Source organism: Enterococcus sp. DIV2449a (assembly GCF_051711225.1).
In the GTDB taxonomy this organism is placed as follows: domain Bacteria; phylum Bacillota; class Bacilli; order Lactobacillales; family Enterococcaceae; genus Enterococcus_D; species Enterococcus_D casseliflavus.
The window spans coordinates 1,037,684-1,064,137 of record NZ_JBIOME010000001.1 but is presented as its reverse complement, the minus strand read 5'-3'; the positions used below and the strand labels follow the sequence as shown (position 1 = coordinate 1,064,137).

The 26,454-nt window shown below is 45.7% G+C and carries 22 protein-coding genes; 9 read left to right on the top strand and 13 right to left on the bottom strand.

Features of this window, described 5'->3' with window-relative positions; all coding sequences use genetic code 11:
• The first annotated feature begins 26 nt into the window (after window positions 1–26).
• From IGI76_RS05085 to IGI76_RS05070, 4 genes are all read left to right on the top strand, one after another.
• Complete coding sequence (locus IGI76_RS05085) at window positions 27–1,868, top strand: FAD/NAD(P)-binding protein (RefSeq protein WP_074535008.1); 1,842 nt, start codon at window positions 27–29, stop codon at window positions 1,866–1,868.
• 191 nt (window positions 1,869–2,059) lie between these two features.
• The gene (locus IGI76_RS05080) at window positions 2,060–2,998 is read left to right on the top strand and encodes an AAA family ATPase (protein ID WP_005225502.1); all 939 of its coding nucleotides are present in this window, start codon (window positions 2,060–2,062) and stop codon (window positions 2,996–2,998) included.
• A 2-nt stretch (window positions 2,999–3,000) separates the two neighbouring features.
• A complete protein-coding gene (locus IGI76_RS05075) occupies window positions 3,001–4,044 on the top strand; it encodes a DUF58 domain-containing protein (protein WP_167826819.1) in 1,044 nt (347 codons plus the stop codon).
• A complete protein-coding gene (locus tag IGI76_RS05070) occupies window positions 4,041–6,179 on the top strand; it encodes a transglutaminase-like domain-containing protein (RefSeq protein WP_167826820.1) in 2,139 nt (712 codons plus the stop codon). Before IGI76_RS05075 ends, IGI76_RS05070 begins: the two co-directional genes overlap by 4 nt.
• A 58-nt stretch (window positions 6,180–6,237) precedes the next feature.
• On the opposite strand, the gene IGI76_RS05065 is transcribed toward IGI76_RS05070, so the two are convergent.
• On the bottom strand, window positions 6,238–8,889 hold the full coding sequence (locus IGI76_RS05065; RefSeq protein ID WP_167826882.1) for a cation-translocating P-type ATPase: 2,652 nt from the start codon (window positions 8,887–8,889) through the stop codon (window positions 6,238–6,240).
• A gap of 349 nt (window positions 8,890–9,238) precedes the next feature.
• On the opposite strand from IGI76_RS05065, the gene IGI76_RS05060 reads away from it, so the two are divergent.
• On the top strand, window positions 9,239–9,982 hold the full coding sequence (locus IGI76_RS05060; RefSeq protein WP_005225498.1) for an NADPH-dependent oxidoreductase: 744 nt from the start codon (window positions 9,239–9,241) through the stop codon (window positions 9,980–9,982).
• A gap of 119 nt (window positions 9,983–10,101) precedes the next feature.
• On the opposite strand, the gene IGI76_RS05055 is transcribed toward IGI76_RS05060, so the two are convergent.
• Window positions 10,102–10,452: a hypothetical protein gene (locus tag IGI76_RS05055; protein WP_270266405.1), complete on the bottom strand. Its 351-nt coding sequence runs from the start codon at window positions 10,450–10,452 to the stop codon at window positions 10,102–10,104.
• A gap of 160 nt (window positions 10,453–10,612) precedes the next feature.
• On the opposite strand from IGI76_RS05055, the gene IGI76_RS05050 reads away from it, so the two are divergent.
• Together IGI76_RS05050 and IGI76_RS05045 are read left to right on the top strand one after the other, a co-directional pair.
• Window positions 10,613–10,921 (top strand): DUF5960 family protein, encoded by a 309-nt coding sequence (locus IGI76_RS05050; RefSeq protein ID WP_008378984.1) that lies wholly within the window; start codon window positions 10,613–10,615, stop codon window positions 10,919–10,921.
• A 128-nt stretch (window positions 10,922–11,049) separates the two neighbouring features.
• Complete coding sequence (locus IGI76_RS05045) at window positions 11,050–11,256, top strand: hypothetical protein (protein ID WP_034857684.1); 207 nt, start codon at window positions 11,050–11,052, stop codon at window positions 11,254–11,256.
• Between the two features lie 143 nt (window positions 11,257–11,399).
• Here IGI76_RS05045 and IGI76_RS05040 read toward each other — a convergent pair whose 3' ends face one another.
• Window positions 11,400–11,693, bottom strand: a complete 294-nt coding sequence (locus IGI76_RS05040; RefSeq protein WP_005234725.1) for a hypothetical protein — start codon at window positions 11,691–11,693, stop codon at window positions 11,400–11,402.
• A 310-nt stretch (window positions 11,694–12,003) separates the two neighbouring features.
• On the opposite strand from IGI76_RS05040, the gene IGI76_RS05035 reads away from it, so the two are divergent.
• Entirely contained in the window at window positions 12,004–12,459 is a 456-nt protein-coding gene (locus IGI76_RS05035; protein ID WP_016608275.1) for a type II toxin-antitoxin system HicB family antitoxin, read from the top strand.
• A gap of 162 nt (window positions 12,460–12,621) precedes the next feature.
• On the opposite strand, the gene pepV is transcribed toward IGI76_RS05035, so the two are convergent.
• Window positions 12,622–14,046, bottom strand: coding sequence for a dipeptidase PepV (gene pepV / locus IGI76_RS05030; RefSeq protein WP_005225493.1), 1,425 nt, complete (start codon window positions 14,044–14,046; stop codon window positions 12,622–12,624).
• A gap of 159 nt (window positions 14,047–14,205) precedes the next feature.
• Here pepV and IGI76_RS05025 point away from each other — a divergent pair, with 159 nt between their 5' ends.
• Window positions 14,206–15,042, top strand: coding sequence for an NAD(P)H-hydrate dehydratase (locus tag IGI76_RS05025; RefSeq protein WP_081116578.1), 837 nt, complete (start codon window positions 14,206–14,208; stop codon window positions 15,040–15,042).
• A gap of 74 nt (window positions 15,043–15,116) precedes the next feature.
• Here IGI76_RS05025 and IGI76_RS05020 read toward each other — a convergent pair whose 3' ends face one another.
• From IGI76_RS05020 to IGI76_RS04980, 9 genes are all read right to left on the bottom strand, one after another.
• Window positions 15,117–17,171, bottom strand: coding sequence for a beta-galactosidase (locus tag IGI76_RS05020; RefSeq protein WP_270266395.1), 2,055 nt, complete (start codon window positions 17,169–17,171; stop codon window positions 15,117–15,119).
• Window positions 17,168–19,405, bottom strand: coding sequence for an alpha-galactosidase (locus tag IGI76_RS05015; RefSeq protein ID WP_270266393.1), 2,238 nt, complete (start codon window positions 19,403–19,405; stop codon window positions 17,168–17,170). The genes IGI76_RS05020 and IGI76_RS05015 overlap by 4 nt, the downstream gene beginning before the upstream one ends.
• Before the next feature lie 8 nt (window positions 19,406–19,413).
• Entirely contained in the window at window positions 19,414–19,881 is a 468-nt protein-coding gene (locus IGI76_RS05010) for a hypothetical protein (protein ID WP_015509293.1), read from the bottom strand.
• A 53-nt stretch (window positions 19,882–19,934) separates the two neighbouring features.
• Window positions 19,935–21,269 carry a PTS sugar transporter subunit IIC gene (locus tag IGI76_RS05005; protein ID WP_015509292.1) on the bottom strand — a complete coding sequence of 445 codons (1,335 nt, stop codon included), beginning with the start codon at window positions 21,267–21,269 and terminating at the stop codon, window positions 19,935–19,937.
• 100 nt (window positions 21,270–21,369) lie between these two features.
• Window positions 21,370–22,404: a LacI family DNA-binding transcriptional regulator gene (locus IGI76_RS05000; protein WP_438781167.1), complete on the bottom strand. Its 1,035-nt coding sequence runs from the start codon at window positions 22,402–22,404 to the stop codon at window positions 21,370–21,372.
• A gap of 141 nt (window positions 22,405–22,545) precedes the next feature.
• On the bottom strand, window positions 22,546–23,148 hold the full coding sequence (locus IGI76_RS04995) for a hypothetical protein (protein WP_270266388.1): 603 nt from the start codon (window positions 23,146–23,148) through the stop codon (window positions 22,546–22,548).
• Window positions 23,145–24,005 carry a carbohydrate ABC transporter permease gene (locus IGI76_RS04990; protein ID WP_005225484.1) on the bottom strand — a complete coding sequence of 287 codons (861 nt, stop codon included), beginning with the start codon at window positions 24,003–24,005 and terminating at the stop codon, window positions 23,145–23,147. The genes IGI76_RS04995 and IGI76_RS04990 overlap by 4 nt, the downstream gene beginning before the upstream one ends.
• Window positions 24,005–24,916 (bottom strand): carbohydrate ABC transporter permease, encoded by a 912-nt coding sequence (locus IGI76_RS04985; protein WP_005234717.1) that lies wholly within the window; start codon window positions 24,914–24,916, stop codon window positions 24,005–24,007. The genes IGI76_RS04990 and IGI76_RS04985 overlap by 1 nt, the downstream gene beginning before the upstream one ends.
• 132 nt (window positions 24,917–25,048) lie before the next feature.
• Complete coding sequence (locus IGI76_RS04980) at window positions 25,049–26,365, bottom strand: ABC transporter substrate-binding protein (protein ID WP_008379010.1); 1,317 nt, start codon at window positions 26,363–26,365, stop codon at window positions 25,049–25,051.
• Between the last annotated feature and the right edge of the window lie 89 nt (window positions 26,366–26,454).

Genomic DNA, 26,454 nt, shown 5'->3' with positions numbered 1-26,454 from the left:
CCATAGAATAATTGAGGCGGTGTGATATGAAAATAGCTATCATTGGTGCTGGTCCTCGTGGACTTTCACTTTCAGAACGACTGATCGCTCATAGCAAACAAAACAAACAAGCCATCGACTTGCTGCTGTTTGATCCCTTTCTTCCTGGGGCAGTTTGGCGCACGGACCAATCGGCGGATCTGCTATTGAATTCTGTAACCAGTCAAGTCACCCTTTTCACGGATGACACATTAAGCACCGGCGGTCCCGTGGTCAAAGGACCTACCTTATACGAATGGGCAGTGACAGAAGGGAAACATTTCGCAGCCACGCATGCTCCTGAGCTCGTTGCGGAATGCACAGCACTTGATTCACTTGATCCTAACGGGCATTGCTCGCGGGCGTTATATGGCCTCTATCAGCAGTGGTTTTATCAGCAGCTATTAAAAGAGCTGCCTGAATCCATTACCGTCAACCATCTGTCAGACAGTGTCAGCTCCTTGACCCCTCTTTCCAAAAATCGCTACCAGTTGACGACGGCTCACCAAACATTTCTTGTTGATGCCGTCGTCTTAGCTACAGGCCATTCACAAGCCCAACTGTCAGCAGCAGAACAACGATTGGCGGCTGCCGCAGAAAATAATGGCTGGTTTTATGCACCGCCAGCCAATGCGGCAGATACGGATCTAACGGCGGTGAAAGCTGGCGAACCTGTGATTTTACGGGGACTAGGACTTGCCCTTTACGATTACGTCACCCGCTTGACCAGCGGTCGGGGCGGCACCTTCGTCAAAGTCAATGGATCCCTCGTCTATCAACCTTCTGGTGAAGAACCACAAATCATCGCAGGTTCTCGTCGGGGTGTCCCGTATCATCCTCGTGGCCGCAATCAAAAAACACCGACGCAGCAGCGAAAGCCCGTTTTTTTGACCCCTGAACGCCTCGCTGCTTGGCAAGCAGCCAAAACGGTTGCTGGCAAGACCCTGCTCTTCTATTTAAAAAAAGAGGCAGAACTCGTCTATTATCAGACGCTGCTTTTAGAAACACAGCTGCTGGACAAAGATCAGCTTGCCGCTTTTACCGCCGCCTTTGTTGCCTCTGAAGGATCTGAAGACTTGCTGAAAAAATGGCAGCTTCCTACGACGGAGTGGTGGTCATGGCAACAACTAGCCGACCCCTTTGCTCAGAAAAAGCAACAGTCGTTGCAAGACTTTTTCATTGCACTATTACGTACCCAAATCCAAGATGCCGAAAAAGGCAATCTAACAGGACCTATCAGCAGTGCCTTGGAAGTCTTCAAAGACCTGCGGGACCCGATTCGGTTTGTTCTCGATCATCAGCTAATGCCAGTACAAGACTTGAAAACACTCTTTTGGCAGTCTTTCGTTCCCTTGAACAGCTTTTTATCGATCGGTCCGCCGGTTCAGCGACTGCAGGAACTGGTGGCATTGATGGAAGCGGGAGTGGTGACCTTACTAGGTCCTGACATGACTGTTGAGATCGAGGAGGCTTACTGTACGTATTCAAAGCGATTTGACGACACACGCTATCACGCGACGCAACTAATTGAGGCTCGCATTCCATCGACAGCGATTCGTCGAACCAACAATTCCTTGTTGCGGCAACTGCTAAACGATCGGATTATTCACCCGCACCAGTTGGCGATCCCCAATGAGGTGCCTTTTGAGACGGGTGCGATCGCCATCGATCCTGAGACCAATCAGATCCTTGGACCAGATGACCGCCCTTACCCTACCCTCTATTGTTTTGGGATTCCCACAGAAGGCATCCACTGGCTGACGGCTGCCACTGCTCAGCCAGGAACCGATGCTTGGAATTTACGGCAGGCAGACCAGATCGCCGCTGACCTCTTGCACCACACCTTCTAGTCGCTTCTGTTCTATCAAACGCAAACTTCCGAGGAAACGCTTCGGAAGTTTTTTGTTTTTCTTTCGCAAATCCGCAGAAAGGATTTCTCTTTTTTGAATATTCTTGAAATTTTCTTTAATTGTTACACGAAAATTGCGACAGTCCTAGAAAACCGTTACAATGGAAGAAACGAACGTAGGGAGGTTATCAGATGACCGCTGAATTACAAAAAATAGATGCCTTGATCGCAGAAGTGGAAAAAGTGATTTTAGGCAAACGAGATGTGATCCAATTTACCGTGGCTGCGCTGCTTGCTGGCGGACACGTTTTATTCGAAGATATCCCTGGTGTTGGGAAAACGATGTTGGTCAAATCGTTAGCCAAAGCCATTCAAAGTGACTACAAACGGGTACAGTTTACCCCAGACCTTTTACCTAACGATGTGTTAGGTGTGTCGATTTTTAATTCCCAAAGCCACCAGTTCGAGTTTCGTCCTGGCCCGATCTTCACCTCCGTCCTCTTGGCAGATGAGATCAACCGAACCACACCAAGGACGCAAGCCTCACTCTTAGAAGCCATGTCAGAAAATCATGTCACCATCGACAATCAAACGTACCCATTGAGTCCCCACTTTTTTGTTTTAGCCACGCAAAATCCAATCGAGTATGAAGGAACGTATCCTTTGCCTGAAGCCCAATTGGATCGTTTTTTGTTCCGCCTGCATATCGGTTACCCAGATTTTCAAGATGAGCTCGCCCTCTTGACTGGAAAACGACAGCAAAGCTTGGATCAGATCCAAACCATTTTACATGCTGATGAAGTGACCGCTTTAAAAGCGATGGTCGATGACGTGTATGTCGATGAGCGGGTCGCCCGTTACGCATTGCAGCTGGTTCAAGCGAGCCGTCAGCATAATGCCATTGACCTTGGTATCAGCCCTCGTGGTGGGATCGCCTTCTTAAAAGGGGCCAAAGCGTTAGCATTGACGGAAGGTCGGACCTTTGTCACGCCGCAAGACTTGCAGCGAATTTTACCAGCAGTCTTCGGTCATCGTTTATTACTGAAAGGTGGCGTTCATGCCAGCACGGAGACCCTTTCAGACTTGATGAAACAGATGATCCAACGAGTGCCTGTCCCAACGAGGAGATAGCGATGAAGAAAAAGAAGCTTGAACGCCTGCTGCGCCTCCTGTTGTTTAGCGCTGCCTATTTTCTGCTGCTGGCTTATTGTGTGATCTTCAATAATAATGCTGGCTGGAGCCTTTGGTTTTTACTGACTTTGTTATTGTTGCTTGATGCAGTATTCTTGCTCCCCTCCCTCAAGAAGGTCCAAATCATTTTAGAAGAATCGATCCAAGCTGAAACACACACAGCGATCACCTTACCGCTGCAAGTCTTCAAGTATCGCCCGACGCTGCTGCCGCTGGTCGATTTCACCTTAAAATTTGACGATCGTTTCAAGGAAAGTCATCACAGCGCCTTTTATCGAGGCAATCTGATTCGGCTGCAGCTGCCTTGGACCCCAAAGGAGCGAGGCATCTATGAAGAATTGCCCGTTCAATTGTACAGCCATGATCTCTTTGGCTTTTTTGAAAAAAGCTACGCTACAGTTGCGAAACAATCGATTTTGATCCTGCCTAAATTGGCGCCAGAAGCCGTTACCCTGCTGCCATTTTTTAAACAGCAAGTCCGCAGCCAAACCCACGGGGAACCCAATTTTTCTATTCGACAGTTCCGTCAATACCAGTTAGGGGATTCCTTAAAAAATATCGATTGGAAATTATCCAGCAAACAACAGGAATTGATCTATCGCGAACGAGAACATGAAGAAGAACAAGACATCGTTCTGCTCTTTTGGGGAGAAGATCATCCTGCTTTTGAAGAGACTTTATCACTGTTTTATTCGATCCACCATTTCTCGCAAAATCAACGACTTTTTCAGCCGCTCTTGATTGGTGACGGATTGACTTCTCCTTACCAAACGGATGCCGCTGCCTATGCCCAGATCCTTCCCTTCGAGAAAGTTCCTGAAGGGGTACCGCTTTTGACTGGCAGCCATCTTGTCTTCATTACCCCGGTTTTTACCCCACAACTGGAAGACTACCTCAGTCAGTTGGAAGCAAAAAACAGCTGCCAAGTGTTTACCTACGCTGATTTAATGAGGCAGTTGAATAAACTTGAGGAGGCGGTAGGATGAGATTTATTAAGAAAGCGCTGATTGGTCTTCTGACCTTTCTCAGTCTATCACTGGTGATCTTGCCGTTTATCGCAGTTTATGACCTTGGCAATCAGTTCACCCTTTTAACTTATGCCTTTAGTGTCTGTTTGATTTTGACCGTGGTGCCGAAAGTCCGTTACAGTTTGCCTTTGCTGGCAGCCGCTTGGCTGATCGTCTTGTATCGGATCTTTCCTTATGGGACTGCCTTTTCTTTTGATTGGCTGCTACGTTTTTGGCTAGACCTGCACCGTGCCTTTCAAGAGATCCTCAGCGGTGAAGTCGGCTATATCACCGAACTGGCGGCGGTGACATTGATCGTTAGTTGGGTTTTGTTTTTAGCGATCTTACCGATCGCTTATCAACGCTTTTTCTTGATTTACGCTACCATGATCGGCTACTTGCTAACAGTCGTGATTTTTAATCAATTTGATCTGACGTGGCATTTGATGGGTATTTTTCTTTGTGCCTTGGCTTCTTCACTGATCCAGCGCAGCGTCTTTCAATCCAGTCAAACGATCGCTCCCTGGTTCGCTGTGATGCTATTGATTGGTGGACTAGCCGTCACTGCTGTCTACTTGCCGCAAACGAGCCTGCGGGAACAGTTGGCAGCCCGTTCCACGCCTATACGGACAAATCTGAATCAGCTGGGTTTTTATCAATTTATTGAAGATCATGGCACGCCCAGCGGCTCTCGCACTGGATTCAGTGAAAACGACCGTCAATTAGGCGGACCACTACTGGATGATGCGACGATTTTATTTGAAGCGCAACAAGAAACCCCGCATTACTGGCGGGTGGAAAGCAAAGATTTTTATTCTGGTAAGGGCTGGATCAGTACGAGCCGCGAAGAGGCTCGCTTAGAAGCAGAGGCCGTCACGATCGCGGATCAAAGCTATCAGCAAGCCTATCTTGAGAACGAATCCGTTCGGATCCAATTTCAAAACCATGGAGACTATGTCCCATTGCCCTATGGACGCAGCACGTTGTCCCTTGAAAACGGTGCTCGCGGTTTTCAGATCAGCGACGCCATCCAGCGGGTCGATCTCATTGATCCACTCCCAGACACCACCTTGACCTTCGATTGGGACCATCCAGATTTTGCCGCAGAAAATCTCCAAAATCTGCCTTTGATCTATCCGGATTCTCCGATCGATTATATCCAGTTACCCGATTCTTTGCCGCAGCGGGTACGAGATCTCGCAGCTGAGATCACCGCTGACAGCAACAGTCTGTTTGATCAAGTCACGGCGGTTGAAAGCTATTTGAAAGATCCGCTCGTATTCCGCTATTCCAAAACCGATGCCGTCGTGCCTGCAGAAGAGCAAGATTATGTTGATCAATTTTTATTTGAATCACAAGTCGGCTACTGTGACAATTTTTCCACGGCAATGGTCGTGCTACTACGGAGTTTAGAGATCCCTGCTCGCTGGGCAAAAGGCTTTTCTCCTGGATCTCCTGCGACAGAAAACGGCATCACTACCTATACCGTTCGCAACTTGAATGCCCACTCATGGGTGGAGGTCTACTTTGACGGATACGGTTGGGTGCCTTTTGAACCGACCCCTAGTTTCCAAAATCCAGATCGTCCCGTGTTGACTCAAGAATCTACTAGCTCCGAAGAAACGCCGACCGCTAGCAGTGAAACAACACCAACGAGCAGCAGGGAAACAGAAAGTAGCGAAACCACGACCAGCAGTTCTGCAACAGCCGCGGTTACCGATGACGTTTGGTTGACTGAGGAGCTGAAACAAACGCTGCGCAATGGTTTCTTTGGAAGCTTAGCTCTCCTAGGACTTGGCCTGCTTTTCTATTTCCGCCATTCGTTTTTCCGTATTCATTTATGGTTGATCTGCCGCTTTAACAAACAGCCGCTAGTTGCTGCCTATCCTTTGTTTTTACGGCAAACGACGAAAGTTCTGTACCGTAACGAGGCGGAGCCGTTGATCGATTATGCCCAACGACTCGAAGCATTCTATCCACTGTTTCATGGTGATTTTATCCGCTTGACGCAGCAATACGAAGCCTACCTTTACAGCCAAGAACAGCCGGCTGGCCAAGAAGCCTTCTTGAAGCAAGTCGCTGCCCAAATCAGTCAGCTGAAAAAAATCAACTAAGCGGTGAGGATAAACGACAAAAAAACGTATCGATCAAAGGATCGATACGTTTTTTGCTCTAGGCGTTTCCTTGACGTTTTTGAACGGCAATAATAATCAGCTTTGTGATTTCCATCAAAACAACTGCTACAGCAGCCATTGCGATACATAGACCGACATGTCCTAAAGTGAAGGTTGCTGGAATCGCAAAGACTTCACGGATTCCAGGAATCAAGGTAATGCTGTATAGTCCACCACAAACGACGATCGCCAACCACACCATTTTATTGGCAAAAAGGCCAGCTTGCCAAGCAGTCTCGGTATTTGAGCGTGCTGGCAATGTTTGCAATGTCCGGCTCCAGATAAGTGTTGAGAAGGCCATCGCTACACCTAACTCAGGTGATTGACTCATCCCTAACCATTGTGCCAAAATCACGACAGCGGCAATCAAAATACCGCGATACGTTACTGAGATCAATGTTTTTCCAGTGAAGATACCAGCATTTGGATCTCTAGGCTGACGTTGCATGATGGTTGGTTCGGCTTTTTCCATTCCCAGAGCAATTGCTGGTAATGAGTCGTTGACTAAGTTGATAAAGAGTAGCTGCAAGGCAGTAAATGGATTGTCCCAACCCATCACTAAGGCAAAGACGATCGCAATGATCGCACCTAAGTTTCCAGCAAACAAATACGAAATGGCTTTTTTGATGTTGTCAAAGACGTTTCGGCCAACTTCTACGGCACGAATGATCGAGGCAAAGTTATCATCCGTCAAGACCATCGCCGCTGCATCTTTGGCAACGTCCGTTCCGGTTCCCATTGCGATCCCGATATCCGCTTGTTTCAAGGCGGGTGCATCATTGACCCCATCTCCGGTCATGGCAGAGATCTTGCCTTTGTCTTGCCAAGCCCGCACGATACGGATTTTATTTTCAGGCGAAACACGAGCATAAACCGTGATTTTGTCTAATTGATCCGCTAGTTCGGTTTCAGAAAGAGCATCCAATTCCGTACCAGTCAAGGCTAAATCGCCCTCGGCTGAAATACCGATCTCTTGTGCGATCGCCACGGCTGTCGTTTTGTGGTCCCCTGTGATCATAACTGTTTTGATACCAGCAGATTTAGCATCCGCTACGGCTTGTTTGACTTCTTTACGAGGAGGATCGATCATTGCCATCAAACCAACCAAAATCAGCTCGTTTTCATCCTCAAGTGTCAATTCTCGTGATTGGGCATCGGTCAATGGACGGTAAGCAAACGCCAAGACCCGTAATGCCCGTTTTGAGAATTCTTCGTTTTGATGTTGCAATTTATTTCTGATTTCATCTGTTAAAGGAACGACTTGATCATCGATCAAGACTTTAGTACTGCGGCCAAAGACGATGTCTGGACCACCTTTGGTCAACAATAAATGTTCGCCATCGATCTCATGTAAGGTAGACATCAATTTACGATCAGAATCGAAAGGCAATTCTTGCAAACGAGGAAACTGTTGACGAATTGCCCGATAAGGCTGATTTAGTTTCTCACTGTAATCCAGAAAAGCAATTTCAGTAGGGTCTCCTAGCTTCGCCCCATCTTCACTGATGGCAGCATCATTGGCCAAGACACTGATCTCTACTAAGCGTTTTTCAGGCAATGACCAGGTAGTTGGCTCATCGGAGAACGTGCCCGTTTGCCCATTTGGTAAATAGTAGTCAACAACGGTCATTTTGTTTTGGGTCAAAGTCCCGGTCTTATCGGTACAAACGATACTCGTTGAACCCAATGTTTCAACCGCTGGTAGTTTTCGAATGATGGCATGACGCTTCGCCATTTGTTTTGTTCCGATCGAAAGAACGATCGTCACGATCGATTGCAAGGCTTCTGGAATCGCTGCAACGGCTACGGCTACCGCAAACATAAAGGCGTTGACTAAGTCTTGTGTCATATCACCTGTTCCGTCACCTAAGAACAACCGTGCGACTTGAACCCCTAAAATAATCAATGAAAGGACTAAGATCGCCAAGCTCAGTTTTTTACTGAAGCTGTCTAATCCTCTTTGCAATGGCGTTTTGTGTTCAACTGTACTTTCCAATAAGCCAGCCACTTGACCGATTTCCGTCACATTACCAGTCGCGGTTACAATAAACCGACCACGTCCATAAGTGACGATCGTTCCACTGAAGACCATGTTGTCACGGTCACCGATCGGTGCGGTACGATCGATCACACCTAATTCTTTTTCCGCTGGCGTTGATTCCCCAGTCAGCATTCCTTCATCGACCTTCAAAGAACCCTCTTCGATCAATCGACCATCTGCTGGTACATAGTCCCCAGCTTCTAAAATAACGATATCGCCGACAACCAATTCTTTCGCCAGCACACTTTGTTCTTTGCCATCCCGAATGACGTTAGCATCTGGTGCCGATAGGCTTTTCAAAGCGTCTAACGACCCTTCGGCTTTTTTCGTTTGAATCACACTGACGACGGAATTCAACAAGAGTACTGCGAAGATAACGATCGACTCAACGTGGGCACCCATAACCATTTGGATGATTGCCACGATCAGCAAGACGATCACCATCGCATCTTTGAAGGTATCTAAGAATAAGGCAAAGCTAGATTTCTTAGGTGCTTCCTTCAGCTGGTTCAAGCCATTTTCTAACCGCTTGGCTGCCTCTTGCTGCGTCAACCCCTCTGGACTGCTCTGGACCTCTGCCATAATTTCCGAGATTTCTTTTTGATACATTTCTTTCGCCAATTTTTTTGCCCCTTTTAATTTTATTTTCCTTAGGCACTCTGCTAGAAAAAAAGAGACCTAAGACAAGTATACGCTTGTCTTAGGTCTCACCATTTCAAATAATACCAGAAAGCTGTCGCCAGCTTACTTACTGTTGATATTATCGCAGCTTGCGCCACCGGTTACTCCCCTAAGGAATAATAATAAGAATGTATCATTATCATAACGGAAACTTTTGTGCTTGGCAACTATAAAACATCAATTTGAAAATTTTTTGAAAACATTCTTTTTGTTCCCATTCCTTTTTTTCTGTTACACTAAGGAAGAAAGAAATTTGTACGTTACAGGAGGAAAAACGATGGATCTTTTTGATACTTTTACCCGCCATAGCTCTGTCCGAGATTTTCAACCCCGGCCACTATCAAAGGAACTCAAGCAAAAATTAGTAACGGTTGCCCAGAGCGGTTCCAGTTCGAACTTTGTTCAAGCCTATTCAATCATTGAGGTCAGTGATCCTGAAAAACTGGCTGCCATCGAAGAAATTGCCGGTGCCCCAAATTACATCACTCGAACGGGCGTCTTCTATCTTTTTGTCGCCGACTTACATAAACACCAGCAGCTGCTGACCCAAGCAGGGGTGCCTGATACCCACTTAACCACGATGGAACCATTTATTGTGTCTGTCGTTGATACGACCATCGCTGCCCAAAATATGGTAGCTTACGCTGAAGCACAAGACTTAGGAATTTGTTACATCGGCGGCATCCGCAATGATTTGCCTCGTATCGCAGAACTTGTCGGCTTACCAAAATTGACGTTTCCGTTATTCGGTTTAACGATCGGCTATCCGCAACACAGAAATGAGCCGAAAGTCCGCTTGCCCCAAGAAGCGATCGTAAGTGTCGATCAGTATCAACCGCTGACGCAGGAGCAAACAGCCCAGTACAACCAAACGACAGAAGCCTATTATGCACAACGCAGCAGTAATCAACAGCAAACCAATTGGCAAACGAAAATGACGGAATTTTTCCGTGAACCGCGACGTCCAGATGTCGCTGCCTTTATGAAGCAACAAGGCTTCTCAGACCACTTCGGCGAATGAGGACACTAATTTCCACGGGAAAATAAAAAACGATCTTTGGCAAGGAATCTTGTCAGGATCGTTTTTTGCTTAGTGTAAAAAATCAAGTTCAGGCGGCTCTTGTATCTTTGTCGCGCTAATTAACGTGTGGCTTCTTGTGCGGCTTCGTTGACGGCAACTGCCTGCTCACATTTTTCCATTAATTCTACTAACGCTTTATCTAACACTGCTTCATTTTCGGAGGTTCGCTGACTGATTTGCGTCATAGGCTGCGCCGCAAGATCCAGCAAATAGGTAGGGATTGCTTCTTTTTCAGCAAAAGTGCCCTTGATCAGCGGCTGGTAGACAGACTCGCCACAGGGTCCGGTTTTGATAAAGGCTAGTTCGAACTGCGCCTTCCCTGACAAACGCAACCGATAGACCCCTTCTTTGGTCAGCAGTTTTTCATCGGCAAAGCGTGCATGCAATCGTGCGAAACGTTCGTAATCCATGGTATCTGCTCCTTTTTGATTCCTTCTTTTCTCTAGTGTAGCAAATTTCTTGTTAGCAAAACATCTTTTTCATAGAGAACGCCTCCTTTTTCCTCGTTTGGTGATTTATCACTTTACAAACAGAACAAACGTTCGTATAATTCAAGTGAGGTGAATGTGTATGCCAGCTGCAAAAATCGCTTATGCAAAACAAGAAACCTATGCATTTGAAAAACACTATTATGAATTGGTAAACTTTCCCACACCAGTGGCGCTTTTGTTTGATGAATTCGCACTGACGATGGAGCGCAATCAAAAATCGTATATTGCGATCCCCGCGCGCTATTCCGTCTTAAAGGTTCCGCTCGTCTTTGTTTTTCGACTAGAGACTAAGGATGCGCCTGTTTATTATTATGAGCACGTACTCGCTGAAAATAAGATCATTCGCCGCTACAACCCCGAGCGTAACTATTTGCCCGGCGGAAGATAGGCCAATGGTTCAACCCGTTTGCTATACTTAGCGGCTGCACTCTCCTGATGCATATCACTGAGCAGCAGTTCGAATATTTGTCATCCAAACGAAACCCCTCTATACTAAAAAGAAAGGGGTTTTTCACAATGACGAAAAAACCGCCGCAAACGTCTGAAGAAAAGGAAGCCGCTTCTAACAATATGGGACTGGGTATCGGTGTCGGAATGGCATTAGGTGCTGCATTTGGGCTGCTGTTTTTTGACAATCTAGCATTAGGCATGGGTTTAGGCATCGCACTAGGTGTAGCGATCGGTGCGGGCATGGATCAAAAAAGCAGCAAAGACAAGAAATAGCTGCAGCAAGGAGCTGTGTTTATCTGTTACAGCTTGCTGCCCAGTAAATACCAAAAAAGCCTAGGTTCTGCACTTGTTGTGCAGGACCTAGGCTTTTTTGCTACTTCGAGCAATATTCTCGAAAGCAGCTGCTTCACAGTTGGTTACAGCAGATTTCTTTTCGCCATTTCTGCGCGATACAGTTCATAGACCGCATCACTTTGCTTTGCATGGCTGCGGTAAAAGAGCCCATAAGAGAAAATCGCTTGGAAATTGCTTCCTTGATTTGCTCGTGCTACAGCGTGGTACAAATTCGCCAATTGCTGATCAGACATCTTCCCGCTTTTGATTCGTTTGGCAACTGCTTTTTGGGAAAGGGTAAATAAAATCGTCGTAAATACTTGATAAACCACCCAAATCGCCAGAATAACCAAAATAAATTTCACCAAATCAGGCATCACTTTTCAACTCCTTACAAAAAGTAAATCATTCAGATGATTTGATGTCAATAATAAAATAGAACATTTTCATTAATAATAGACACAAAGATTTTTAAATTACCACAAAAGATGATGTTCTTTCAATCATCAGAATTTCTGAATTGATACTCTCCTCTTAAAAAAAATTGCCTATTGTTCAGTATTTATGACACTGGTACAATTGAAAAAGCGACAACTCTTGCTTAAGACTACTGGGTACTAGTAAAAAATAAGAGCGCTACCATTGTAATCAGATCTGTAGAGAATCGCGAAAAAGGAGTTGTACACTATGTTAGCAAGTTACCCTGCATTGTTTTATTACACCGATACAGACGGAAGCGAAGTGAAGTATTTTATTTCTTTTCCTGATTTTCCTGAGCAAGTCGGCACTCAAGGCTTAGACATCGCCGATGCTTTATTCATGGCATCCGATTGGCTCGGAATCGTTTTGGCAGATTGTATTGAAAATAATCGGGAGATTCCGCTCTCTACCCCCATTAATTGTTTATCACTGGAAGCGAACAATCCATTTATAGACGATTTAGATTTTGAATTCGATTACGATAAAGAAAAATCATTTCTATCGATGGTCCTTGTCGATGTTTCAGAATATTTAGAGAATCAAACCTTCGTCGAGAAAAAACTGGCGATTCCTCAGTGGGCGGATAAACAAGGACGAACTATGCATTTAGATTTTTCAGAAATCCTCACTGACGCAATCCTAAAGAAAAAATGTAAAGACTGATTGCTTCTACGCCTCATCACTATGAGGTGTTTTTTACTACTCAGCCCGCTATTCTATACTAAAAAAGTGCGGCATTCTCTCACATGAAAAAGATACGAGAATGCCGCACGAAACGTTCAATTGTATTTATTTAGCGAGTGAACAGACCCAATCAATGTCTCTTTATTTCGCCAAACGATAGATAGCATCTGCATAGATCACCGCTGCGTTGAAGAGGTCATCCAAGCTCATGAATTCATTGGCTTGGTGCATGGTGTCAACATAGCCAGGGAACATTGCGCCATAAGCAACGCCGCGTTTCAAGAGACGGCCGTATGTGCCGCCACCGATGATTTGTTCAAAGCCTTTTTCACCGGTATGTTCTTCATAAACCGCCAATAAAGTTTCTACCAATGGATCATCTGCTGGTACGTAGTGAGGTTCCATGTTGCGGTCATTGCGGGTAACGGTTGCCCCTTCCATACCGACGGTGCGTTCCACACCGATTTCAAGTCCTTCCGCAGTTACCCCTTTAGGATAACGGAAGTTCAATGCGATAAAGTTGTCTGCTTGCGTTCCTGCTTGGTTCGCTTTAAAAGCAAACAAGCCAGCATTCATAGTCAATTTACCCATTTTTTCGTCTTCGTACGCCACACCTAATTTTTCACCGTAGAAATCTTCATGGACATAGGCTGCTGCTGCATGGATGAATTGTTTTGCGCCGCCGCCAAAGGCATAGTTATCTAAGAAGACTGCTAAGAAAGTCCCCGCATTGATTCCTGATTGTGGGCTGGCACCATGAGCACCTTTACCGACTAATTCGATCGTCACTTGTTCATTTTCTGTTTCAATCGTCCCCGTCACTGGATTGGCTTCAACGTAATCGAAAAAGGCTTTTTCGATTGCTAATGCTTCTTCTGTTGATGGAGCAATGAAGCTTGCTGTTGCCGTTCCTGGTACCATATTTTCTCGCAAGCCAGCAGTAAAGCTTTGCAGCGTGAAGTCTCCTTCATTGTTGCCTTGGAAATGGATACCTAATGTCACATTCCCTTTTTCTCCATTGATGATTGGGAAATTGGCATCTGGTGAGAAGCCAAAATCAGGCTTTTCTTCATGCTCAAAGTAGTAATCCATATCTGCCCAGCCGCTTTCTTCATCAGAACCAACGACAAAACGGATTTTTTTCGATAATGGCAAGCCCAATTCTTTGATGATCTTCATCCCATAATAGGCAGCCATTGAAGGACCTTTATCATCAGAAGAACCACGAGCATAGATTTTGTTGTCATTGATGACTGGATCATAAGGATCGGTTGACCAGCCGTCACCTGCAGGAACAACATCCATGTGGCCGAAGATCCCTAATGTTTCGTCTCCTTCACCAAATTCGATGTGACCAGCGTAGTTATCGACGTTTTTGACTGTGAAGCCATCACGTTCGCCATAAGCTAGCATGTGTAGCAACGCATCACGAGGTCCAGGACCAAATGGCGCATCCGCAGTCGCTTTATCATCTTCTCTTTCACTTTTCACTTTCAATAGATCAATCAAGTCGTTCAGCAAATCGTCTTTGCGGGCTTCGACCTCTTTTTTCCAATCGATTGTCATAGTGTTCCCTCCATTTCTGTTCTCGCTATTTATGATAACACTCTTAAACCAAAAAAGGAAAAAAAATTGCGCCTTTTTCCATGGGTCTTTTCTATGAAATTTCTAGGAAACAGGTATAATAAATATAACTCGATTTTGATTAACGAAAGGAGTCATTGCATGGAGCAACTTGATTCTGCAATTTTATCCAAAGTGATCCAACAGCGCCCGACAAAAAGCCACAAAGGCACTTTTGGCCGAGCCGTTTTAGTAGGGGGCAACCGCCAATTCGGTGGGGCGATCTTAATGGCTGCGCAAGCCTGTGTGTATGGGGGAACTGGTTTGACCACCGTGATCTCCGATGGCGTCAACCGAACCGCCCTGCACGCCCGCTTGCCTGAAGCGATGTTTGTCGATTGGCAGCAAACAGAACTGATCGATACGGTCACCGAATCGGCAGACGTCCTACTGATTGGTCCTGGATTAGGCGAAGGAAAAAGCAATTTTGATCTGCTGCAGCGGATCGTTTCTGCCCAAAAAGAACACCAATGGTTGGTGATCGATGGTTCGGCGATCAATTTGGCTGCCAAATATCCGCTGATCATCCCCTTTCCTGAACAAGTCGTCTTCACGCCGCATCAGATGGAATGGCAACGGCTCAGCGGACTGGCAATTGCCGACCAGACAGAAGAAAACAACCAGCAAGCCCAACAAAAACTCGGAAGTCTGGTAGTCTTAAAAAGCCATCGCACGCAAATTTACGGCAGCAGTATCGCCCAAAATCCCCTCGGAACACCCGCAATGGCGACTGGCGGCATGGGGGATACGCTGGCAGGCATGATCACCAGCTTTTTGGCACAGTTTGAAAAAACAGAGGAAACGATCCAAGCGGCTGTCTATCTCCATAGCCTGATTGGCGAAGCATTGGCAAAAGAGCACTATGTCGTTTTGCCGACACAAATTAGTGCCGCATTGCCTCAATGGATGAAAAAGCACCAAGCATCCGATCCAGAATGATTTCTGATAAACCATTCATCAAAAAAACGTCCCTTTCTGCATTTATCGAAAGGGACGTTTTTTCCAATAGTCAGCTAATTGTTAAAATAAACCACTCGCACTTTATACGGCGCCAAGGTTGCTGTTTGAGGGACTGCTTGATTGGTCTCTAAATCAACGACTTCTTTGATCAAGTCCAATGTCTGCTCTTTCTCAGAAAAATTCATGATGAAAAAGTACGTTCGTTCTGGACTGATCCTGCCTTGGATCGAGACTGCAGGGTTGGCATGCGCGATCCTTTCCTCTGCCAAGGACAACTCACGGACCAAAGAGGCATAAAACTGTTCGAAAAAGTCATAGTTGGTGCGAGCCGCCAGATAGTAGGCGGTGCCGGCACCAAAGGCATTTTTGGTGATCGCAGGTGTTCCTTGGTAAAAATCCGCTTGATACTCCCCTAATACCTCCGCTGTTTCGGCTTCGATGATTGCAGAATAGTCCCGTGTTTCAAAGGGCTGTCCTTGAAAAACCACTTGATTGTGTTCAGTGTCAAAAAGAGTTTCCAGCTCCAGCACGTTGATGCCTAATAACCCTCGCAACGGCTGTGGCAAGCCCCCCAGATACAACAGGTCGGTTTCATTGACCATGCCGCTAAAGTAACTGGAAATCAAGGTACCACCGGCTTGTGTATACTGGCAAAGTTTTGCCATCGTCTCTGATGTCATCAAGTAAAGCATTGGAGCGATCACCAACTGATAGTCAGAAAAATCTTGCTCTGGCGTCAAAATATCGACAGCGATGTCTTGTTCCCAGAAATAACGATAATGCTCCTGCAACGTTTGCGGATACCGTCTGGTTGGTCGACCAAACCCGCCGCCTCGCTTCAATGCCCAGTTGCTTTCCCAGTCAAAAAGGATCGCCACTGCTTTTTTTCTTGTGGTTCCTTGAATCTCTTTGATTTTTTCCAAGCGCTTGCCGTAAGCCGCAACTTCTTTGAAGACCCGATTCTCAGTGGAATCATCATGTCCCACGACTGCCCCATGGAATTTTTCTGAATTGCCGCGGGATTGGCGCCATTGAAAATACAAGGTACTATCTGAGCCGTGAGCGATCTGCTGCATGGCACTCAACTGATGGACACCAGGCTTTTTCGCTTTATTAAAGGAATGCCAGTTAACAAAACTCGGCGTGCATTCCATCACTAAAAAGGGCTGTTTCTTCAATGACCAGTATTGATCATGTACATAGGCGGATTTCATCGCTGTCGCTGCCAAGGATTCAAAGTTGTTGTTCCAATCAGGGTAACTATCCCAGCTAACGATGTCCACATGACAAGCGAACTTGCTGTAGTCAATGCCTTCTAAAGGAATAAAATCTTGGGTAGCATGTCCTTCCGCCATAAAATTCGTCGTCACAGGAATGTCCGGTGTCAGCTGACGGATCGGCGCACATTCATGCAAATAAAAATCGATCGTCCTATCTGTGACAAATCGTTTCCAATCAAGATCCATGCCATGCACTTTGTGTTCCCCTAAAGGTGAAGGCGGTAAAACCTGCGACCAATCAGAGTACGTACCGCCCCAAAAAGAAGTCCACCAGGCATGATTCAACGTGGCTAAATCACCATATTTTTTTTGCAGCCAGCTGCGCCAGTTTTCCTGGCAATAGGAGCAAAAGCATTCCCCAGAGTACTCATTGGAGATATGCCACATGGCTAATGCCGGATGCTTGCCGTAACGTTTTGCCAACTGCTGATTGATTTGCGTCACCTTTTCCCGATAGATCGGTGAAGAGTAACAGTGATTGTGGCGAAACCCATGGGTATGTTTTTGCCCTTGGTCGTTGGTCCGATTGACTTCGGGATACTTTTGGCTCAACCATTGAGGACGCCCACCGCTAGGAGTGGCCAAAATGACTTTGCCGCCGATGTCATGGATCTGATCAAACACACGATCCAACCAGTCAAACTGATAAACGCCTTCTTGCGGCTCTAAGGCACTCCAAGCAAATACCCCTAATGTGACGGTGTTGACATGGGCTTGCTGCATATAAGCAAGATCCTTTTGCAAGATTTCTGGATAAGCCAGCCATTGATCGGGGTTGTAATCCCCGCCATGCATAAACTGCTGATCAAACAATTGATTGCTCATCATTCTACTCCTTTTTTGGCTTGTAACTGGTAGACAAATGATTGAAAATCGCCAGTAACTTGTGCTGTTCCATGGTTGACGGCATTAAACTGATAGGGTTTACGCAACCCTAATTGCCTTAACAGCTGACCAGAGACAGTTTCGCCATTGACCTGGTACACCTGTTGGGCATTGAGAAAGGCTGCGGGCAAAAAGTCTTCCGCCGTCGGATTGGCTTGTGCCAACACGCGAAAGAAAGCAACCAAGGCTTCTTCATTTTGCGGATCATACACCGCCCAAGTCGTTTCATTGGCATGGTCCAACTGCTGCAGCTGGTAAAAAGTGCCAAAGGTCAGCAATTGCCGCTGTTTTTTATAAAAGACGATTTGGGATTTGATTGCCTGCTTTTCGGTTTCAGACAAGTGAAAGAGATCGAGTTCATACCCCAAAGGCCCAAACATTGCGACGGTTTGCCGAAAGGCTAAAGACGTTGACCTGCCGACTTGGTGGTTTGGTGCCGCCGACACGTGATTGCTGAAGGAGGACAAAGGATACCCTAACAACGTTCCGCTTTGGATGGCTAAACGTTCCACTGCATCACTATCATCACTAGGCCAAATCTGCGGACTGTAAAATAAGATCCCTAAATCGTATCTGCCCCCGCCGCCAGCACAGCCTTCGATCAAAAGGGTCGGAAACGCAGCTAAGATTTTTTCATATAAGCGATAAAGACCTAAAATGTAGCGATGATAAAACTCCGTCTGAGAAATACCCTGTTCCGCTAAATAGGGAGAGTAAGCTTCAGTGATATTGCGGTTCATATCCCATTTGATGTAATCCAGCTTGGTTTCAAGGATCACTTTTTGCATCGCTTCGAAAATCGCCTCGACCACTGCTGGATTGGCAAAATCCAACACGTATTGCCCGCGCCCCACAGAGATCCGCTCATAAGGATGCTTGACTACCCACTCAGGGTGCTCTTGGTACAACTGACTATCCGGCGAAACCATTTCTGGTTCAAACCAAATCCCCAGTTGCAGCTGCATGGCATGAATTTTCTCAGCAAAAGACCCGATTCCTTTTGGAAATTTGGCAGGGTCCGCCACCCAATCGCCTAATGAACTGCGATCGTCGTTGCGTTTTCCAAACCAACCATCATCCAGCACAAAGCACTCCATCCCTAACGCCTTGCTTTCTTGAGCTAAGGTCAACAGCTTTTCTTCATTAAAATCAAAATAAGTCGCTTCCCAGTTATTAAAGACGATCGGCCGCTGCCGCTTTTGCCAATAAGGAGCAATCACATGCTTTTCGATAAATTGGGCGGATTCTTGACTCAAGCCATTCAGACCAGCAGCGGTGAAGGTGAAGAGACATTCTGGGGCTTCAAAAGTTTCTCCTTGTGAAAGCTGCCAGCTGAAATGCTCAGGATGTATCCCCAACATCAATCGAACGTTGTCCCATTCATCCATTTCCGCTTGCGCCAAAAAGTTGCCCGAATAAATCAGGTTGGCACCATAGACGTGACCAGTGTCATTGGTGGCTTGCTGTTCTTTTAAGGCGACAAAAGGATTGTGCTGATGACCAGACGCTCCTTTTAACGAGCCGACACTGATCGTCCCTTGGGTCAAAGGGACCGTCTTGATATGCCGTTCTTTCAGCCATGCGCCTGAAAGATGCAGCAGTTCAAAATCGCGATTTTTCAGCTCCAAGACACCACTCAAAAAGCGCTGGATGGTTCTCGGCTTGCTCCCCCTATTGGTCAGTGTTTGCTGCCGCGTGATCGTTCCTGATCCTTTGAAGATCGTATAGGTGATTGCCATTTCCAGCTGTCGCTCTTGGTCTACTAATTCAAAGACGATGCTTTGGCTTTCATCGGCAGAAGCAAAGCTGGCTGGTTGTGCCAGCTTTCGTTCTTTGCCCTCAAAACAGTGAAAAGCTACAAGTTTAAAATCCACATAAAGAGGGGTTTCTTCCTCAAAAACCGACACTGCCCCTTCTCGAAAATCAGAAGTCCCATACGTTGGCAATTCTTGAAAACGGTCCGCCAAGGTAAAAAGATTGTCAGCTTCAAAAAACTTGACGGTTCCTGCCGATTTATTCTCTTTTTTCTCAAGGTACGCTTGATCAAATGGCGCCAGTGTGCCTAGAGATGGCCCAAAATAGACATGACCCAGTTGCTGATTTGGTAACACATTTATGATATAACTGATTTTTTCATTGTATAAGTGAAAGAGTTGTTCATTCCTAATTTCTATCATTGCTATCCTCAATTTTCCCCATTTTTTTCATTTGTCCCTGCTCGTTGACAAGCTGCTTCAAGATAACGCAAGCGTTTTTTGACGCCGCGATTGAAAAAGAATTTGTAAAACAGCGCCGCCAGCATAAAACTGTAGGTTGTTTTCTGCTGCGCAAAACGGCTTTGTTCCGAATACGTGACTTGCAGCTTCCCTTTTCGTCCTGGAGCAAAACTGTACCGTTGATCGATCACTCCTTCTTCATGGGTCGTACGAAGCCACAGCTCATCCGCGGCAATTTTTTTGACCGTCATGACGGCAGGTACCAACCGCGGGGCGGTTTTGGTTTGGATCATCGTTTCAATACGGCAGCCTTCCCCGAACGGTTCTTGGGCTTGTTTGGCTAGAAAGAATTTCTCTTGTTCCGCCAATAACACACGGGAAAAGTCCGTAGGTGTCGTATTCATTTGATAACTGCAAGACAATGTATCGGTTCTCATAACAAATTCCTTTCTAAAGGGTGCGCGTATTGCATTCCTTTCCGTTTCTGGGCTTATCTTTCTTCTACCCTTTGATTGATCGTTTCAGATGTCGCTTGTTCATTTAATGCCGCTTCCGCTTTTTCTTCTTTCAAGTACCCGCGATCCATTACGATCAAGAATGGCACCCAGATCAAGGTCATTACGGCAACCGTCACTAACTGTAAGATTGCGCCGGCAACAGAACCCGTGCCTAACCAACCAGATAAGAAAACAGGGGTCGTCCAAACAACCGTTGCTCCGATTGGCCGCGGCACTAAGCCTGCGGCAATCGCAAAGTAAGAGATCGTCGTACTGGCTAATGGCGCTAAGATCCATGGAACAAAAGCGATCGGGTTCAAGACGATCGGCAACCCAAAGGTCATCGGTTCAGATACGTTGAAAACAGATGGAGCGATCACCGTCTTCATTAATTTTTTCATCCGAATCGAACGAGCGATAAAGAAGGCCATTGTAATCGAGATCCCCAGCTGCATTCCTTGATTGACGAACACGCCCATAAACGTAGTGTTAATGATATGGGGCAGTTGTTCAGCCCCTGCTTTGTAGGCTTCATAGTTTTCGATCGCTAACGCATTCATGATTGGATCGATCACCGCATTGACCACTAGTGTTCCGTGAATCCCAAACCACCAGAAGAATTGGGTGAACAAGACGGCGATCAGTACTGCTGGCAAAGTACCGCCTAAGCCCATTAATGGTTTTTGCAAAATCTCATAAACGAAATCAACGGCATTGCCCCATGAAGTAAAGGTGAACAAGTAGCGAATCAAATTGAAAAGGAACAACGGTGCCGCACCAGGAATGATGGCGACAAATGATTCTGCGATCATTGGCGGAACCGAATCTGGCATTTTGATCGTCAGCCCAGCCGCACTGATTTTGCAATAGATCTGCGTAGCGATAATGGCCGTGATGATTCCGACAAACATTCCCTCAGCCCCTAATTTCGACAAGGGGATCACTGTACCTAACTCTTCGGATGAGCCAAAAGGCAGCAGCATCAAAAACGAAGACAGTGAGATGGCACCCGCAAATAATTTGGCTTGTCCATACTTGCCAGCCAATTGATAGCCGATCCCAAAAACAACGAAAATAGCGGTGATACTCATGGTCGCATTTCCGATAGGACCAAAAAAGTCGTTTAGAAACGTGATGAATCCCTCTGGAAGTTTTTCCGAGAGTCCGAAAGTAGCAGGCAGATTTTGAATAATAATCATAATTGACGCAAACATTGTTGCAGGAAAAGCGACCATAAACCCATCACGAAGACTTAACAAGTATTTGTTGTTGGCAATGATCTGAGCAAAAGGCACCATCTTTTCGGCTAATTTATCAATAAACTTCATTTCGTTTTCTCCTTTATTTTTAACTGTAAACGTTTACTACAATCAGTATAGTTGTTTAGTTAATGTTTACACAACCCCTAAAATAAAAAAAGATCAGACGTCACTGATCTTTTTTGGCAATCGATTCTCTAATGATCAATTCACTGCCACAAACGACGCGAACCGGCATCGTCCGCACCCCAAGGATTTTATTTTTCGCTAATTCGACACTCATCTGCCCCATCTCTTCGGCTTTCATCTTAACGGAGGACAATGCGGGCGTCATAAATTGCGCCATTTCGATATCATCAAAACTAACGACCGACACATCTTTAGGAATCGATAGCCCCGCTTCAGCGAGTGCCTTGTAAACCCCGACAGCCATAGGATCGCTGGCAACGACGATCGCTGTGGGGCGAGGATTCATTTGCGCGATCTGTTGACCAAAATGCAAACCAGTCTCTGGTGACCATTTCCCCTGCAGCACGGTTGTGAACTTTTCCAATTTATTGAGCAGCATCCATTGGCGGTAGTTTTCTGCTCGAATCTCATGTTCATCGTAAACGACTTCGCCAGAAATCGTCACTCGGCTGGCAACACCACCCACAAAGGCGATATTCTCATGGCCCTTCTCTTTTAACATCGTGAGGATCTGGTGGGTCTTTTGGGCAAAATCGGTTTGGATGCAATCGTAGCTGGGTGCTTCACTATAATTATCCACCAAGATAATATTGGCATTTTGCTGACTGATCTCTGCCAAAGCATCGCTGGTCATCTCTCCAATAATAATGACTGCGCCATACTTCGCCAATTGTGCCAAATCTTTTTGAGGCTCCCGCATGGAAAAGGCCCGAATCGTTTTTAAACGCCACTTCGCCGCTTCCTTTTCGATCCCATTGCGAATCATCATAAAGTACGGATCGTTTCTTTCCGACTCTCGATCGTGGCGGGTAATGATGGCAATCGTGTTTTGGTCGCCGACTTCACGGGAATGGGGTTGATTTTTTTCTTTTGAATAATTCATTTGGTTGGCGATCTCAATGACTCGTTGACGCGTATGTTCATTGATACTGAAGGTTTCATCATTGTTAAGGATTCTAGAAACACTTGCTACCGACACCCCGGCTAATTTCGCGATATCTCTCATACTTGCCATAGCTGCACCTCATCTGTTTACTGTTTACTAAATTTACATTCAGCATAGGCATAATTTTTGACCCTGTCAACCTTCTTTTCACAAAAAAACCGAAACTCCTTAGCTTTTCACTAAGGAAGTTTCGGGATACCCGTTTGTTTTCTATTTGAGCGCTTGGTCACAGAGCAAGACATTGACCAAATACAAGGTGCTGATTCCTAAGACCAATAAGTAGACTGGACCAAACAGCAAAAAGGTCAAGACAAGCGTCACCGTTGCTAAAATATGTGCCAATACTCGTTTGGGTGAACGAGCAAACTGATAATAACTATAAAACAATGAGCTGGGCTGCTGCGGATAGGTGTGAAGCAGCCTCGTTTGATAAAGTAAGACCAAGCAAAACAAGCCAAAGGTGAACGCTAACGCGTAACTAGCAATCTGAAACAGCGGGTGCTGCAAACGGCTAAAGATAAAGCTGTCCGCCAAAAGCAGCAGGAAGAATAGACTGAGCAAACGGTCTTGCCCTTTTCTTGTTGTCCACTGCTGATGAAATGCCTGCTGAAAACGAGCTTTGCTGCTTGCCTCCAAGCCATCGTTACGCAGTTCCGTCAACGTTTCGATCAATGCTCGACTAGCGGTGGTACTCGTGATCAAAGGCAAGGAATACAACAGCAACATGCCTTGTAAAACCAGTAAATGCGGAAGCCAGTTGATGCCAGTCAATAGCGCTTGGTTTAAGCGTTGCGGGGTAACTTTTGTTCTCATCCTTTGGAACCTCCCGTCAGATCCATTCCCTCAATAAAGTAACGTTGAGCGAGGAAGAACAGCAAGATCGTCGGCAATAGCACAAGCGTTGCTCCTGCCATCAAGTAGTTCCACTGGGTCGTTGATTGGTTTTGGAAAACTTGCAGGCCAATCTGCAGCGTGTACTTTTCTTGGTTTTGAATATACAGTAATGGTCCTAAGAAATCATTCCACGCCCCATTGAAGGAGTTGATGGCAATCGTGATCAGCGCGGGTTTCGTCAATGGGATCATTAGATGGCTCCAAATATAAAGATGATTGGCGCCATCGATCTTAGCGGCTTCGATCAATTCATTGTTGACGGACAAGTAAAACTGCCGCATCAAGAAAATGTTAAAGGCGTTGCCGAAAAACGCTGGAACGATCAGCGGCAGATAGGTGCCGACCCAGCCGATTTTGGAAAACAAAACATATTGCGGGATCATCGTCACAAAGCCAGGAATCATCATCGTAGACAAGACGAGGGCAAAGATCAGATTTTTTCCTGGAAAGGCCAATTTTGCAAACCCATAAGCAATGAAGGAATTTGATAAGACATTCCCGAAGACCACTAAGACGGTAATGAATAACGTATTTTTTGCATACTGCCAAAATGGAAAGGCGTTGATAGTCTCCAAATAATTGCCAAGATTGATTTCTTCTGGGAAAAAGGTCGGCGGGTAGCGCACGATCTCCTCCATCGGTTTCAATGACGTAAAGACCATCCACAGCAACGGAATCAGCAGCACGATCCCGATGATCGACATCACCACATAGCTGATGATTTTTTTGACTCGCTGTTGGCTTGATTTGCTTCGTGTTTTTGTCGTCATTTCCATTAGCTGCCACCTCCGGTATAGTGAACCCAGCGTGGTGCCAGCTTGAGATTGATAAAGGTCAAGACTAAGACGATCAAGAACAAGATCATCGACATGGCCATCGCATAGCCCATATCAAAGGCGACGAAGGCTTTGTTCCACATATGCAAATTATAGAAGAGCAGCGAATTTGCAGGACCGCCGGTACCATTTTTGGTCATCACGTATGCTTCTTGGAAAATTTGAAAAGAACCGATCGTTGAAGTAATCACATCATAGAAGATGATTGGCGTGATCAAAGGGATCGTAATATTTTTGAATTTCGCCCAAACTCCCGCCCCATCGATCTCAGCCGATTCATACAGCGTCGGTGAAATATTTTGCAAGGTAGCTAGATACAAGAGCATCGCGCCCCCCGAACTCCAAATCTTCATCAAAATCAACGCTGGTTTCGTCCATTCGGGATCAAACAGCCATGCTGGACCTTTGATATTGAACCAGCTCAAGAAGGTATTGATCAATCCTGCGGAAGGAGATAATAATTGCATCCATAAGACGTAGACGGCAACCCCTGAAAGGATCGCTGGTAAGTAAAAGGTGGTTCGGAAAAAACTGATTCCGCGGATTTTTTGATTCAATAAAGTGGCTAGGAAGACACTGAACAACGTGGTTAAGGGAACATTGAAGAGTACAAAATACGCCGTGTTATAGAGAGATTTCCAAAACAGGGTATCTTGCGTAAACATGCGGGTAAAGTTCTTAAAGCCGATAAAATTCATTTTCGACGTCAGATTGTAATCGGTAAAGCTTCCTACGAAGGAAAACAGCATGGGCCCTAACATAAACACCACGAACCCAAGCAAAAATGGTGCTACGAAGAAGTAGCCCCAAAGAGCTTCTTGCCGTTTACTTTTTGAACGCTTCTTTGGCATTCCTTCCACTCCATTCTATTTTTACTCATTGTTTGTTCAAGAAAACATGTCCGCTTCGCAAAGCAGAAAGCAAAGCCCAGTCCGCTAACCGACTGGACTTTCCTTCTTTTTTAAAAACGCTCGTTTTGAAGTTTATTTGTTTTGCTCAACAAGATCTTCCACCGCTTTTTGCGCATCTGCCAACCCTTCAGCCGGTGTTTTGCTGCCGAGCATGATTTGGTCGATCTGTTCATTGACAAGACTGCTGAAGTCAGGCGCTGTCAACGGCACAGGCGTGATCACCGTATTGGCAAAGTTTTCATCCGCCATTTGGTAGATCATTTGGCCGTTTTCATCTAGATTGTCGTTGTTGACCAAGTTTTCGTTGGCTGTCCGATTCGCCATGATATCAAAGCTCTTCTCACCAAATTTCTCTTGAACTTCTGGTGTCGACAAGTATTTGATAAACTCATAGGACGCTTCAGGATCTTTGGCACCGTATGGCACTTCTAGGACGAACCCGCCGCCCCATGACCAGTGACCAGAGCCGCTTTCTTTTTCAGGAATTTGAATGACCCCAAATTCAAAGTCATCTGGTGCATTTTCCGCCAAACTTGAGTAGTAGTTGATGTTTTGCGCACGCATCGCCACTAATCCAGAAATGAATGGATCGGCAACCCCTGAACCAAATTCAGCTTCTAAGCGATTGATGGTATCTTGACCATAATACTCTTGCCAGTCTAAGATCCATTCCAACGCTTCCACTTTGTTGTCTGTATCGATTTTGACGTTCTCATCCTTGTCAAACCAGCTGACGCCATCGTCGGCATTCAACGCCCACACGTCAGCGCCTAAATTCCACAATGGGTAAAAGCCGATTCGCTCAAAATCATCACCGTTTTTGACATCTAATTTACGAGCAACTGTTTCTAACTCCTCCCACGTTTGTGGCAGTTGCTCTTCACTGATACCAGCCTCTTTAAAGAGTGTCTTATTGTAGAAAATCACTTGCGTATCTGTATTGAATGGAACGGCATAGGCATCCCCTTCGTACTCCACCGTATCCCATAATTGCGGATAAAATTCATCAGAAAAGCCCTCTTCGATATACTCGCTTAAATTCGTTGCTTGCTGCGCTTCTGCCCGCTGAGCAACAGAATTGATATCTTGTACAATAACATCAGGCGGATTGCCAGCAGTGATCGACGACAGTGATTTTGTCCAAATATCGCCCCAAGGCTGGTAGCTGTATTTGACCTCGATTTTATCTTGTGACGCATTAAAATCATCAATAATTTCTTCAATTACTTCTTGTCTTGCACCAGACCCCCAGAAGGACCAAAAGTCCAACGTCGTTTTGCCATCTGCTGACTCATTCCCCGAGGAATCAGCGGTTTCACTGTTGCCGCATCCTGCCGCCAGTACACCAACTGAAAAAAGCAAAGTCCCCATATAAAATAACTTTCTCATTTAACCTAACCTACTTTCATTTATTTTTAATGTACTATTTAAAAGCTATCACTACTTCTTCTTTTCAGCAAATAAAAAGCATCGTGATT